The organism is Candidatus Edwardsbacteria bacterium RifOxyA12_full_54_48, from assembly GCA_001777915.1.
Taxonomy (GTDB): domain Bacteria; phylum Edwardsbacteria; class AC1; order AC1; family EtOH8; genus UBA2226.
Genome location: MFFN01000001.1, coordinates 58426 through 72195 on the forward strand (window position 1 = coordinate 58426; position 13770 = coordinate 72195).

Here is a 13770-nt window from a genome sequence, read left to right on the forward strand (position 1 = left end):
GATAAGGACTGATTAATTAGATGATCGACAAGAAACTAAGGAATATCGCCATCATTGCCCACGTGGACCACGGCAAGACCACCCTGGTGGATGCCCTGCTCCGGCAGAGCGGGCTTTTCAGGGACAACCAGGAGGTGCCCGAACTGGTGATGGATTCCAACCCCCTGGAGCGGGAACGCGGAATCACCATCTTCTCCAAGAACGCCTCCATCCATTACAACGGATATAAGATCAACATCGTAGACACCCCGGGCCATGCCGATTTCGGTTCCGAGGTGGAGCGGGTGCTGTCGATGGTGGACGGCGTTCTGCTGCTGGTGGATGCGGTGGACGGCCCCATGCCCCAGACCCGGTTCGTGCTGCAAAAGTCCCTCAAGCTTGACCTTAAGACCATAGTGGTGATAAACAAAATAGATAGGCCGGATTCCCGCCCCCATTGGGCGCTGGACCAGGTGTTCGACCTGTTCGTCTCCCTGGACGCCACCGATGAACAGCTGGATTTTCCGGTGGTATACGCTTCGGGGAAATCGGGCATTGCCACCATGGAATTGGAAAAACCGGGGAACAATATCATACCCATTTTTGACGTGATAATAGATAAAGTGCCGTCTCCGCCGGGGGATCCCGACAAGCCGCTGCAGATGCTGGTGACCAGCATGGATTACAACGATTACGTGGGGCGGCTGGCCATCGGAAGGATCCTCAACGGGAGGATACGATCCGGACAGTCGGCGGCCCGGATAAAGAAGGACCGGACCACCAAGATCGAGAAAATAACCCGGATCTACGGCTTCGAGGGCCTTAAGCGGATAGAGGTGCAGGACGTGACGGCCGGGGATATTCTGGCCCTGGCCGGATTTCCGGAGATCAACATCGGCGAGACCATCGCCGACTCGGTGGACCCCCAGGCCCTGCCCTATGTGGATATTGACCAGCCAACCATCTCCATGCTGTTCTCGGTGAACAACAGCCCCTTCTCCGGGCAGGACGGGGCCTACGTGACCTCCCGCCAGATAAGAGACCGGCTGGCCCGGGAGCTGAAATCTAACGTGGGGCTGAAGATAGAGGACACCGGATCGCCGGATTCATTCAAGGTCTCCGGGCGGGGGGAGCTCCACCTTTCCATTCTGATAGAGACCATACGGCGGGAGGGCTACGAATTGCAGGTATCACGGCCCGAGGTCATCCTCAGGGAGATCGATGGAAAGACCTGCGAGCCCTTTGAGTATCTGGTGATAGACGTGGACGATGCCTATGTGGGCGCGGTGATGGAGAAACTGGGCCAGCGCAAGGCCGAGCTGCAGAACATGAAGGCCGATGGAAAGGGCCGAACCCGGTTAGAATTCAACATCCCGGCCCGAGGCCTGATAGGATTCCGGGGGCAGTTTCTGACCGACACCCGGGGGACCGGCATCATGCATCACAACTTTCTGGATTACCAGACCTACCGGGGCGAGATCAGCGCCCAGGTCAACGGAGTGCTGGTGGCCATGGAGACCGGCACCGCCACCTCATACTCGCTGGATTCCATCCAGGAGCGGGGAATGCTGTTCGTGGCCCCGGGCGACCGGGCCTACCAGGGAATGATAATCGGGGAAAGGCCCAAGGAGAACGATCTGGTGGTCAATGTCACCAGGGCCAAAAAGCTGGGCAACCAGCGGTCATCCACCTCGGAGGAGGCCATAAGGCTGACCCCGCCCAAGATCATGACCCTGGAGGAGGCGCTGGAGTTCATCGCCGATGACGAGCTGGTGGAGGTGACCCCCAAGGCCATCCGGTTAAGGAAGAAAATTTTATCGGATATCGACCGTCGCCGGTCGCGCCGGGTCAAGCCGGGTGCCGAGGCCGAGGAATAAAATAAGGTCAAAATAGAAAGCATTAGGAGATGAAAATGAAAGAATATTCATATATTGAAACTTATAAAAGCAGGGTTGATTTAAAGCAATATAAGGAAAATGCGTTAATGCTTTTTGCACTGCAAGTACGTTTTAATATTGAAGATATAGAAATGGTTGCAGAAACAAGCTTAACTGGAGATAATGATAAAAAAGCAGATCTTATATATATTGATGAAGAAAAAGCAGTGGCAGTAATTGCACAAGCTTATATATGTAAAAAACAAAAGAAAGGAGCAAAATCTAACAAAGCTGACGATTTAAATATCGCAGCCACTTGGTTACTTAATCAACCCATTGAAGAGTTGCCAAATGATATAAAAACGCATGCACAAGAATTAAGAACAGCAATAAAAGAAGAGAAAATAAACAGAATATATTTTTGGTATGTGCATAATTTATCGGGATCTAAACCCGTTGAAAATGCGATTAAAAGTTCGGGGCGTACTGCCAGAACATTTATAAATAAATTAGTGCCAAAAAATAAAATTGAAATTATTGCAGCAGAAATAAGCCGTGATACTATCGAAGAGTGGTATAAGTCATTGAGTATGCCTGTATTAGTTACAGATAAATATGATTTAACAATAAACGGCGGTTATGAAATAAAGAACGCAGAATGGAAAGCCTATGTAACTGCTATACCTGCAGTATGGCTTTACGAACGATATAAAGAGCATAAAACAAAGCTTTTCTCGGCCAATATTAGAGATTATTTTGGTAGTAGAGATACAGATAAAGATATAAATAATGGGATTAAAAATACTGCATGTAAAGATCCCAAGCATTTTTGGGTTTATAATAACGGGATTACGGCATTGGTTAATAATTATAATTTCACGAAAATGAATATATTGCATATTGAAGGGATATCAATAGTTAATGGTGCACAAACAACTGGTGCAATAGGTTCATTAGATGTAAAACCTGGTAATGAAGTAATGGTCCCGATCAGATTTATAACCTGCCCTAATACAAAAACAATTAGAGATATAGTGAAGTATAACAACTATCAAAATAAGATTGCTGCCCCAGATTTTAGAAGTAGCGATAGAATTCAAACGCGTATACTACAAGAATTTAAAGACGATGTGAAATATATAAACTATGCACCTCGAAGGGGTGGTTCAGAAGATAAAAAAAGTAAAATATCAAATTTACTACCGTCAGTTACTGCAGGTCAAGTTCTTGCTGCTTTTCATGGTGACCCCGATATTGCATATCATCAAAAAAATCATATTTGGGAAGCAGATGAACTTTATGTAAAGTATTTTAATGATAATACCACAGCTAAACATATTTATTTTGCCTATACATTGCTTAAAGCCATTGCATTGAAGAAAAAAGAACTGGTGGCTAAAGCTAAATCAGGTAAAATTCAAGAATTTGAGCAAACGCAATTAGATTATCTGCGTAAAAGGGGGGCGCACTTTTTACTAATTTCAGCAATAGCAAATAGTATGGAAGTATTTATTGATGAAAGTATTGCTAACTTATTTGAAATCAAATACATTAAAAATTTCAACCTTACCGACGCAATTTCCAAGTGGTACCCAATAGTAAATATATCAACTTCTTTTGTGATGCAATTAAACAGCGGACTTTCAGATGGCTTCAGAACAAAAGAAAAATATACTGAAGCAATAAGTAATTTTAAACAATTCATCAATAGCACAAGAGAACCAAATAAACAGTTATATAATTCTTTTAAAAGTTTGTTAAGATATTAAGCAGAAAGTAATAACCTATGGGCGTGGGGCATAGATTATTACGAGTATAAATTAACTTACGTAAATTGTATATGAGCATTACCAAAAAAGGCATGGCCCTGTTCACCCTGGCCGGTGGGCTGGTTATATTCGGGATGAAGCTGGCGGCGTATTTTCTATCCGGCTCGGTGGCCCTGCTGTCCGACGCCATGGAATCGGTGGTCAACATCATCGCCTCGGGGATAATGCTTTATGCCGTCTGCCTGGCAGACTCACCGGCCGACAGCTCTCACAATTACGGCCACCAGAAGGTGGAGAACATCTCCAGCCTGATCGAGGGTTTCCTTATTCTGGTGGCGGCGGTGCTGATAACCGAAAAGGCGGTGTTCCGGTTGCTGCATCCCACAGAATTGTCCAATGTCAACCTGGCACTGGTCGTCTCCCTGATGGCCACCGCTTTGAACGGCCTGCTGTCATGGATGCTTTTGAGAACCTCCCGCAAGTTCGGCTCCATAGCCCTGGAGGGAGATTCCAAGCATCTGCTCTCCGATGTGCTTTCATCAGTAGCCGTGGTGGCGGGGCTGATAGTGGCCAAGTTCACCGGGTGGGCTTTCCTGGATTCGGCTTTGGCCATCGGGGTGGCAATAGTGCTGGCAAAAATGGGAATAGATCTGATAAAAAAATCATCCACTGGCCTGATGGATCAGTCCTGCCCCGAAGAGGAGGCCAGGATAGTAGAAATTCTGAAAAAACATGACGGCCTGTTCGTGGATTTTCACGATATCAAGACCCGCCGCAGCGGAAACAAGGTTTTTAGCGAGCTGCATCTGACCGTCAAGGGCGATAAGACGGTGGAGGAGGCCCATAATCTGACCGATCATCTGGAGGAGGATCTCCAGAACGAGATGCCGGAAGTATCAATAACCATACACGTGGAAACCCCGCCCAAGAAATGAATAATTTTGGCTTTATTAAAAATTTATCTTGACAAAATATACTATTTGGTATACAATCCGGTTGTCAACAAAAACCTTTAACCTTTTAAGTGCCGAGAGGGCGATAGCAAGAAATGATTCACAATATGCTTAAATATCGCAATTTTGCAGTTCCCGCGACTGATCGTGGGATAGGTGCGCTCATCGGCCATACCGTATGATCTGAATAATTTTACGGGCCATGGGTTCACCAAAACCTGTGGCCTTTTCCTTTTGCCATTTTACGATGGTAAACCATAAAAGCCGCAGGAAAACAATAAAACCTGTGGCTTTTTTATTTGACCTCACCCCTGCCCCTCTCCTAAAGCATTAGGAGAGGGAAATGTAATGGCAAGTTCAGCCACGACAACGAAGGGAGGACAGAATATGCTGAAGATATTGGAACAATGTCTTAAAAGCGACCCCGAATTGAATGAATTGTATGTGATCCAACAGATCATTAATAACAGTTTTTCAAACGATTCACGGGTCATCAGCGGCAAAACTCTGCTGAATTGAAAATGGATAGTGACCTTTGAAAACATATAGAACAGGCCAATGTCCAAAAACCAAACAGCACAATAAGGAAATCATACAATGGACCTGAAAAATATCGGGTGGGATCCTTTCTTTGAGGACCATCTGAAACAAATAAAAAACAAGACCAAATACGATTATGACTTTTTGGTGGGGCGGGTTTCGGCCGTCCATACCAACTTATGCCAGGTCCTGACCGGGGGCGGCGAGATCACCGCCCAGGTATCGGGCAAAATGAGGGATAAGATCAACAACGAGACCATCTCTCCGAACGGAGAGACACCGGAGTCGGCCTTTCCGGCAGTGGGCGACTGGGTGATGATGATCCATGACCAACAGCATAACTCCGGGATGATCAGGATGATCCTGCCCCGGAAAACAAAGTTCTCGAGGAATGCCGCCGGCGCCACCTCGCAGGAACAGGTGATAGCTGCCAACATCGACTACGCTTTTATCGTGGCCGCTCTCAATGCCGATTTCAATCCCAGCCGGATCGAGCGGTACCTGGTCACAACCTGGAACAGCGGGGCGGTCCCGGTGATACTGCTCAACAAGGCCGATCTCTGCCCCGAAGTTGACGCCAAGATCGTGGAAATGGAAAAGACCGCGGTGGGTGTCTCGGTCCATGCCATCAGCGCGGCCCAGGGGGAGGGATTGGAGCAGTTGTCGCCATATCTTCAAAACGGCAGGACTGCGGTATTCATAGGCTCCTCGGGTGCGGGGAAGTCCACCATCATCAACCGGCTGCTGGGCCGGGATATAATCAAGGTGGTGGAGACGTCCGATTACAAGGACAAGGGGCGGCATACCACCACCAGCCGGGAGATGTATCTTCTGGAGGGTGGGGGCATCGTGATAGACACCCCGGGCATGAGGGAGCTGCAGCTTTGGGAGGGCGAACAGGGGCTTTCCGAAACCTTCGATGATATCGAACAGTTGTCCGCCCAATGCCGGTTCGGCGACTGCCGTCACCAGGAGGAACCGGGCTGTGCCGTCAAATCGGCCCTGGAGAGCGGTGAGATAGACCGGATCCGATACAAGAATTACCTGAAACTGCAACGCGAGCTTAAGCACCAGGAAATGCGAAACAATGCCAAGGTTCGGATGGAACAGTCAAAGAGATGGAAGAATATTGCCAAGACAAGGAGGCATTTAAATAAGGATTCAACAATACGCTGACGCTGCTAAAATCTCAAACTGATTAATGCAAATCAAAAAAAGAGATAAACATATGTGGTTCGACGAAAATTTAGACGATCTTCCCTTGGGAAAAAAAATATATGACAGGCAACTGTTAAAACGGATGCTGCCCCTGGTGAAGCCTTTTAAACTTAGGATCCTGGGCGGCGGGCTGATACTGGTGGTGTCATCCGGGCTGGGACTGTTGCCCCCCCTGCTGCTCAAGCGGGCCATCGATGTCAACATCGCCGGTTCGGATTTCAACGGGTTGCTTATAACCGTAGGGCTGTATGTTTTGCTTCAACTGGCCACCTTCGGGGTCAATTACCTGATGCTGGTGGTGCTGGAGTCTCTGGGGGTCAGGATAGTATCATCTCTAAAAGAGCAATTGTTCGGCCATATGCTGGGACTGGATATCGCCTATTTCGACCAGCATCCGGTGGGCAGGTTGATCGCCCGGGTGGAGAGCGATACCGAAGCCATCCGCCGGCTGTTCACCTCCACCATGTTCACCGTGCTGGGGGCGGTGGTCAGCCTGGCCGGAATGGTGCTCATCATGATGAAGGTCAGCCTGCCGCTTTTCCTGGCGATCTCCACCCTGGTCCCGGTGATATTCCTGCTGACCATCCTGTTCCAGAAAAAGGTCCGGCCGCTATTCCTGGTGGTCCGCAAAAAATACGCCGAGATTGTGGCCTATCTTACCGAGATGATCCAGGGCATGAAAGTGATCCAGGCCTTTTCCCGGGAGAGCGCGGTCAAACAAAAGATGGCCCAGCTCAACCGATCTTATATAAAGACCCTGCTGCCGGCGGATGTGCTGACCATGGGTTTCTTCAGCCTGGTGGGGGTATTCGAAATAATCGGGCTGGCCATCATCCTGACGGTGGGCGGAAATATGGTGGCCCAGGGACTTTTGACCATCGGCGCCATGGTGTTGTTTCTAGGGTATTTAAGGCAATTCTTCATGCCGGTATACGCTTTCTCCGAGCAGGTGGGCATCATGCAGCGGGCCTTTGCCGCCGCCCAGCGGGTCTTTGAGATCATGGATATCGAACCCAGGGTGATCAATGCCGCTTCGGGCGGCAACTGGGACAATTTTAAGAATTCGATTGAATTCCAAGACGTTGATTTTTCCTATGTCACCAGGGCCGGAAACGACGAGCCGGACTGGGTGCTGCGAGACATCAATTTTACCATTACCAAGGGGGAGAAGATAGCGCTGGTGGGCGCCACCGGCGGGGGAAAAAGCTCCATCATCAATTTGATGCTGAGGTTCTACGACCCCCAGGCCGGCAGGATATCCATCGACGGGATCGACATCAAGGAAATACCCATAGACAAACTGCGCCGGCACTTCGGCCTGGTGCTGCAGGATGTGTTCCTCTTTCCGGGAACGGTGCGGGAGAACCTGACCCTGGGAGAGGAGATGACCGGAGAGCAGCTGGACCGGGCGGTAGAGATACTGGGACTGCAGAGGATATTGGACAAGATGCCCAGCGGACTGGAGTCGGAACTGGCCGAAAGGGGGGCCAATCTCTCGCAGGGAGAGCGTCAGCTGGTATCCTTCGCCCGGGCCCTGGCTTTCGACCCCCAGATCCTGATCCTGGACGAGGCCACCTCCTCGGTGGATCCCATGTCGGAAAGGCTGATCCAGCAGGGTATCAGACGCCTGTTGGAGGGCAGGACCGCGGTGATCGTGGCCCACCGGCTTTCCACCATCCTGGATGCCGATAAGATAATGGTGATCCACAAGGGACGGATCGTGGAATCCGGCAGACATTCGGAACTTTTAGAAAAAAATGGTTATTATGCCAAGCTGTACCGGATACAGTTTGCTTAATCTGTGGACTAGGCCTCCCCTAAATCCCCTCCTTGATCAAGGAGGGGAAGGGGGTGGTCTAAATTTCCGACAAATTCAATAAAATCCAAACAGTTTAAAGGTTATTATGAAAAATAATATATGGGTAGGCTCTAAAGTATGGCTCCGGGCCGTGGAAGCCAAGGATGCCAGCTCGTTCTTCAAATGGGCCAAAGATTACGATACCGAGTCGGACAGATTATGCGACGTTATCCATTTTCCTGGGTCGTATCAAAAAATGAAAGATCATGTGGAAGCACTATCAAAGGCCGAACCGGAGAATGATAATTTCCGCTGGATAATCGCCGACCTAAAGGGTAAGGCACTGGGCACCATAAACACTTTTTCCTGCGATAAAAGGAACGGGATATTTAAATACGGTTTAGGCATCGAAAGGAAATATTGGGGGAAGGGGTATGCAAAGGAGGCTATTAAAATCGTTTTGAATTATTATTTTATGGAATTGGGCTTTCAAAAGGTCAATGTCCATATTTATGACTTCAATGAACGATCTCTTAGGTTGCACGAAAAGCTTGGCTTTAAAAAGGAAGGCACTTTGCGTAGCATGGTTTATACTAACGGCAAGCACCATGATGAAATAGTTATGGGGCTTACCAGAAAAGAATTTAACGAATTGAAATAAACTGATAAATTTATGTCAAACAAAATAGAAAATAAAAAAGACACCGGCAGTTTAAAGCTCATCTTCGGATGGCTGTATCGCTACTGGAAATCGCACAAACTAAAACTTTTGGTGCTGTTGATCATGACCCTGGTCTATACCGCGCTGGCCATCAGCTACCCCATCTTCTTCAAGATGGTGGTGGACGGCCTGGTAAACAAGCTTCCGGCTCATCAGTTGAACCGCTACGTGCTGTACCTTTTATTGCTGGGAGCCGGGGCGGCCCTGGTCAACTGGATACTGATGTCCACCCGGGGCTGGACCAACATGAATATCGAGGCCGAGTTCAGGAACAACATCTTTGCCAACCTCACCAGGCTGGGGCCGTCAACCCTGTCCTCCTACCGGACCGGGGACGTGGTCACCAGGCTGACCGACGACCTGGCGGAGAAACTGTCCTGGTTCACCTGCTCCGGCCTGTTCCGGGCGGTGCAGGGCCTGGTGCTGTTGAGCTTCATCCTGATAGTGATGTTCCGGATGAACCCCACCCTGGCGGCCTTCTCGCTGCTGCCGGTGCCGGTGGTGGCCGGGCTGTTCCTGTTCAACGAGAGGACCTTCGAACGGCGGTATCTGAAACTGCAGAACGCCATCTCGGCGGTCAACGATTTTCTGGAGGCCTGCTTCTCCGGGATCCGGGTGCTCAAGGTCTACAACCGCCAGGAGCACCAGAGGCTGGGTTTCTCCCGGGCCATGGACCACCGGATAAAGGCCGAGGTCAAAAGCATCCAATCGGAAGGATTGTTCAACTCTTCGAACATTTTCATCGATCAGCTGGGGGTTCTGGTGGTGCTGCTGGTGGGCGGGCACCTGGTCATCAAGGGGAGCCTGACCCTGGGCAGTTTTGTGGCTTTTAATACCTACAGCCTGATGCTGATCGAGCCCCTGTGGAACATCGGGTATTTCTTCGTGACCGCCAAGCGGGCTTCGGTGTCCTATGTTCGGGCCCATGAATTGGAGACCGCAATGGCCGAGGTCGGCGATCCGTCCAGCCCCAGGGAAGCGTCCTTCGACCGGTCAATTGATTTTGAAAAGGTATCCTTCGGCTACGGGAAAAGCGGTAAGCTGCAGCTTAAAGACATCAGTTTCAGGGTTGACAAGGGGCAGAAGGTGGCCCTGATGGGAGAGGTGGGCTGCGGCAAGACCACCCTGGTGCACCTGCTGCTTCGCCTGCACGATCCGACCTCCGGTTCGGTCAGTATTGATGACACCGATATAAAAGATTTCAGCCTGGCCGGGCTGCGCAGCATCATCGGCTACGCCCCGCAGGAGGCCCTGCTGTTCTCGGACAGTATCCTCAACAACGTCATCTTCCACCGGGAAGAGGTGGATCAGGAACGGGCGGTGGAGGCCGGGCGCATCTCCCAGCTGGAGAAGGAGGTCAAAGGCTTTGCCAAGGGATACGACACCCTTATCGGGCAGCGCGGCACCAGCCTGTCCGGGGGGCAGAAGCAGCGGGCATCGCTGGCCCGGGCCATCGTGGAGAGGCTCGCCCTGGGGCATCCCAAAATATTGATACTGGACGACATCACCTCGGCTTTGGACGGCACCACCGAGGCCCTGGTCTGGCAGGAGCTCACTGAAAAACTGCCGAAGGTCACCTGTTTCATCATTTCGCACCGGACCTCCACCATCGAGCGGGCCGACCAGATACTGGTCCTGAAGGACGGCCGAATCGTGGAGCAGGGCAGCCATCAGGAGCTGATGGCCCAGGATGGTTACTACGTGACCCTGCGGGAGAAGGAGAAGCTGCAGGAGAATGGGAATGTAAAATAAATAAATAGAAAATATCTGCCCTGGGCCTCCGGTTATTCTGGAGGCCCTTATTTTTGCTTGTTTTTTGGAATGGGGTGTGATATCTTAATAACGATAAATGAGTGATCATCAAATCTATAGTAAAAGGCTGAATAAGCCAGGCATCTCCACTGGCCACTCGATAAACCGGGAGAAACTGGAGATGGCAAAATGGATGCGACAGCATATGACTTTCGCTGAACGTTGCTTTTGGAACGCTGTGCGTAAAAGAAAATATCCCGGACTGCGTTTTAGAAGACAGCAGATAATCGATGGTTTTGTTTCTGACTTTTATTGTAATAAATTGAATTTGGTAATTGAAGTCGATGGTGGTATTCATGAAACACAAAGAGATTATGACGAGCTAAGGGATAGAATAATACGAGAAAAAGGTATTAGGATTATGAGATTTAAAAACGAAGACGTTATAAACAGAATAGATTGGGTTTTAGAACAAATTATTGGCAGTGACCCCTCCCAACCCTCCCCTAAAGCTTTAGGGGAGGGAGAAAGGGCGGGGTCATGCCTACAGTAATGCTAGTCGATGGCACGGCTTTGGCCTACCGGGCCTACTTTGCCTTCATCCGCAACCCGCTGATAAACTCCAAAGGCGAGAACACCAGCGCCAGCTACGGCTTTGCCACCATCCTGGTCAATCTGCTTAAAAAACATAAACCGGATTATTTAGGGGTGGCCTTCGACACCAAGGCCCCCACCTTCCGCCACGAAAAATTCGAGGCCTACAAGGCCCAGCGTCCCGGCATGCCGGACGAGCTGAAAGCGCAGCTGCCGCGCATCAAACAGGTACTGAGGGCCATGGAGATAGCGGTGCTGGAGAACGACGGCTACGAGGCCGACGACGTCCTGGCCGGGCTGGCCAAGCAGGCCGAGGCCAAGAACTGGCCCAGCTATATAGTCACCGGCGACAAGGACCTGCTGCAGATCGTCACTGACAAGATCAAGGTGATCCGCCCCCGGACCGGCAAAAACGAGGAGCAGATCTTCGGGCCGGCCGAGGTCCAGCGGGAATACGGGGTGATCCCCGACAAGATCAAGGACATCTTCGCCCTGTCCGGAGATGCGGCGGACAACGTCCCGGGCGTGCCGGGCATCGGACCCAAGACCGCCACCGAGCTGATAATAGAATTCGGGTCGTTCGATAACCTATATCAGAATCTGGACCAGGTCAAGAAACCCCGCATAAAAAAACTTTTGGAGGATAACAGGGAGCAGGCCGTGATGTCCCGGGAACTGGTGACCCTGCACCTGGATGAACTGCCGCTGGTCTCTCTGTCCGACCTGAGGGTCCATGAGCCGGATCGGGAGAGGGTGTCCCAATTGTTCCGCGAATTGGAGTTTGGTTCGCTGCTGAGGGAGTTTCAGGCCGGGCAGGTGAAAAGCGTGGAGTTCCAGACCGTCAAGGCGGGGACCGACCTGGAGCTGGTGCTGGGTAAGATCAAGAAGGCCGGGGAATTATATTTTGAGCCGGAGTTCCGCCAGGACAAACTTTTTAGGGCAGCGGTGATGGTGGACGGCAAGCCGCTGATAGTGGAGAACAAGAACCTGGCCAAACTCAAGCCGATCTGGGAGAATCATAAGATCATCAAGATCGGCCATGACCTAAAATCTACCATTCGGAAAAGCGGTCAGGGCATGAACGGTCCGATGTTCGACACCATGCTGGCATCGTATCTGATAGACCCATCCTGGAGGCATCATCAGTCCCTGGAGTCCCTGGCCGGGGAGCATCTGGGACTGGCCTTCGAGGCGGCCCAGCCATCCGCCAAGAAACAGACCGAGCTGGCCTTCGAGGTCGACGACCAGACCCGCGATCAGCTATTGGGGCGCAGGCTGGACGCCATCAAATCCCTCAAGGAAAAATTTCAGCAGGAGATGGATGGAAAAAATCTGACCGAGCTGTTCCAAAAGGTGGAAATGCCCCTGCTGGCGGTGCTGGCGGAGATGGAATCGTTCGGGGTCCTGCTGGACCTGAATATTTTCAAAACCATGTCACGCGATCTGGAAAAGCAGATCGGCAAATTGGAGAAGCAGATATATAAAGAGGCGGGCGAAGAGTTCAACATCAATTCTCCCAAGCAACTGGGGGTGATCCTTTTCGAGAAATTGAAGGTGGGCAAGGCCAAAAAGACCAAGACCGGATACTCCACCGACGTTTCGGTGCTGGAATCATTCGCCAACGTCCATCCCCTGCCGCGGCTGATCCTGGATTACCGCCAGCTGTTCAAGTTAAAATCCACCTACGTGGATGCCCTGCCGGCCCTGGTCAGCGAAAGGACAGGCAGGCTGCACACCACTTTCAACCAGGCCCTGACCGAGACCGGACGGCTGTCCTCCTCCGATCCCAACCTCCAGAATATCCCCATGCGGGAGGGGGTGGGCCGGGAGATCCGCAAGGGGTTCATTGCCGAGAAGGACCACCTGTTGTTATCGGCCGATTATTCCCAGGTGGAACTCCGGCTGGTGGCGCACCTATCCGGTGACCAGCGCCTGCAGCAGGCCTTCAAGTCCCGGCGCGATATTCACACCGAGACGGCCTGCGCCGTGTTCGGCATAGAAAGTAACGAAGTTACTCCGGACATGCGGCGCAAGGCCAAGGCCATCAATTTCGGCATCATCTACGGCATGGGACCATATGGCCTGGCCCAGCAGCTGGGCATCGGAGTGGGCGAGGCGGCCACATTCATAGAACAATATTTCCAACAGTTTCCCCAGGTTCAGGCCTGGATAGCCTTGACCACCGCCCAGGCCAAGAAGGACGGCTTTGTCTGCACCATGCTGGGCCGCCGGCGCTACCTGCCGGAGATAAACTCCGACAACGGCCAGCGGCGGGCCTTTGCCGAGCGCACCGCGGTCAATACCCCCATCCAGGGGACGGCCGCCGACCTGATCAAGCTGGCCATGGTCAACATTGCCCGAAGGTTTGAAGATGAGAAGATCAGAAGCAAAATGATCCTCCAGGTCCACGACGAACTGCTGTTCGAGGTGGAGAAGAACGAGCTGGCCAGGGTGAAAAAAATAGTCAAGCAGGAGATGGAGAACGCCATCGAGATCTCGGTGCCGGTGGTGGTGGAGATGGGCGAGGGGGAGAACTGGTTCCAGGCGCACTGAACAGGTGAACAGGGTC

Annotated in this window: 9 protein-coding genes; all 9 read left to right on the forward strand. The window is 51.2% G+C overall.

The annotated features are described in order from the left end of the window. Nucleotides 1–23: 23 nt before the first annotated feature. Nucleotides 24–1856 carry a GTP-binding protein TypA gene (locus tag A2273_10225; protein OGF09144.1) on the forward strand — a complete coding sequence of 611 codons (1833 nt, stop codon included), beginning with the start codon at nucleotides 24–26 and terminating at the stop codon, nucleotides 1854–1856. Between the two features lie 35 nt (nucleotides 1857–1891). Next, nucleotides 1892–3625, forward strand: coding sequence for a hypothetical protein (locus A2273_10230; GenBank protein OGF08996.1), 1734 nt, complete (start codon nucleotides 1892–1894; stop codon nucleotides 3623–3625). Nucleotides 3626–3696: 71 nt separating this feature from the next. Continuing rightward, nucleotides 3697–4560 (forward strand): hypothetical protein, encoded by an 864-nt coding sequence (locus A2273_10235; GenBank protein OGF08997.1) that lies wholly within the window; start codon nucleotides 3697–3699, stop codon nucleotides 4558–4560. 615 nt (nucleotides 4561–5175) lie between these two features. Next, nucleotides 5176–6294 (forward strand): ribosome small subunit-dependent GTPase A, encoded by a 1119-nt coding sequence (locus A2273_10240; GenBank protein OGF08998.1) that lies wholly within the window; start codon nucleotides 5176–5178, stop codon nucleotides 6292–6294. 52 nt (nucleotides 6295–6346) lie between these two features. Next, entirely contained in the window at nucleotides 6347–8134 is a 1788-nt protein-coding gene (locus A2273_10245; protein ID OGF08999.1) for a hypothetical protein, read from the forward strand. A 106-nt stretch (nucleotides 8135–8240) separates the two neighbouring features. Next, nucleotides 8241–8795, forward strand: coding sequence for a hypothetical protein (locus A2273_10250; GenBank protein ID OGF09000.1), 555 nt, complete (start codon nucleotides 8241–8243; stop codon nucleotides 8793–8795). 12 nt (nucleotides 8796–8807) lie between these two features. Further along, nucleotides 8808–10607 carry a hypothetical protein gene (locus A2273_10255; GenBank protein ID OGF09001.1) on the forward strand — a complete coding sequence of 600 codons (1800 nt, stop codon included), beginning with the start codon at nucleotides 8808–8810 and terminating at the stop codon, nucleotides 10605–10607. A 97-nt stretch (nucleotides 10608–10704) separates the two neighbouring features. Then, nucleotides 10705–11160: a hypothetical protein gene (locus A2273_10260; protein ID OGF09002.1), complete on the forward strand. Its 456-nt coding sequence runs from the start codon at nucleotides 10705–10707 to the stop codon at nucleotides 11158–11160. After that, on the forward strand, nucleotides 11148–13754 hold the full coding sequence (locus A2273_10265) for a DNA polymerase I (GenBank protein ID OGF09003.1): 2607 nt from the start codon (nucleotides 11148–11150) through the stop codon (nucleotides 13752–13754). Before A2273_10260 ends, A2273_10265 begins: the two co-directional genes overlap by 13 nt. The last annotated feature ends 16 nt before the right edge of the window (nucleotides 13755–13770 follow it).

Excerpts from the sequence above, each read along its gene's own strand:
- A2273_10230 (OGF08996.1), top strand. The coding sequence starts at position 1,892 with ATGAAAGAATATTCATATATTGAAACTTATAAAAGCAGGGTTGATTTA.
- A2273_10265 (OGF09003.1), top strand. The coding sequence starts at position 11,148 with ATGCCTACAGTAATGCTAGTCGATGGCACGGCTTTGGCCTACCGGGCC.
- A2273_10235 (OGF08997.1), top strand. The coding sequence starts at position 3,697 with ATGAGCATTACCAAAAAAGGCATGGCCCTGTTCACCCTGGCCGGTGGG.
- A2273_10255 (OGF09001.1), top strand. The coding sequence starts at position 8,808 with ATGTCAAACAAAATAGAAAATAAAAAAGACACCGGCAGTTTAAAGCTC.
- A2273_10240 (OGF08998.1), top strand. The coding sequence starts at position 5,176 with ATGGACCTGAAAAATATCGGGTGGGATCCTTTCTTTGAGGACCATCTG.
- A2273_10245 (OGF08999.1), top strand. The coding sequence starts at position 6,347 with ATGTGGTTCGACGAAAATTTAGACGATCTTCCCTTGGGAAAAAAAATA.
- A2273_10260 (OGF09002.1), top strand. The coding sequence starts at position 10,705 with ATGAGTGATCATCAAATCTATAGTAAAAGGCTGAATAAGCCAGGCATC.
- A2273_10250 (OGF09000.1), top strand. The coding sequence starts at position 8,241 with ATGAAAAATAATATATGGGTAGGCTCTAAAGTATGGCTCCGGGCCGTG.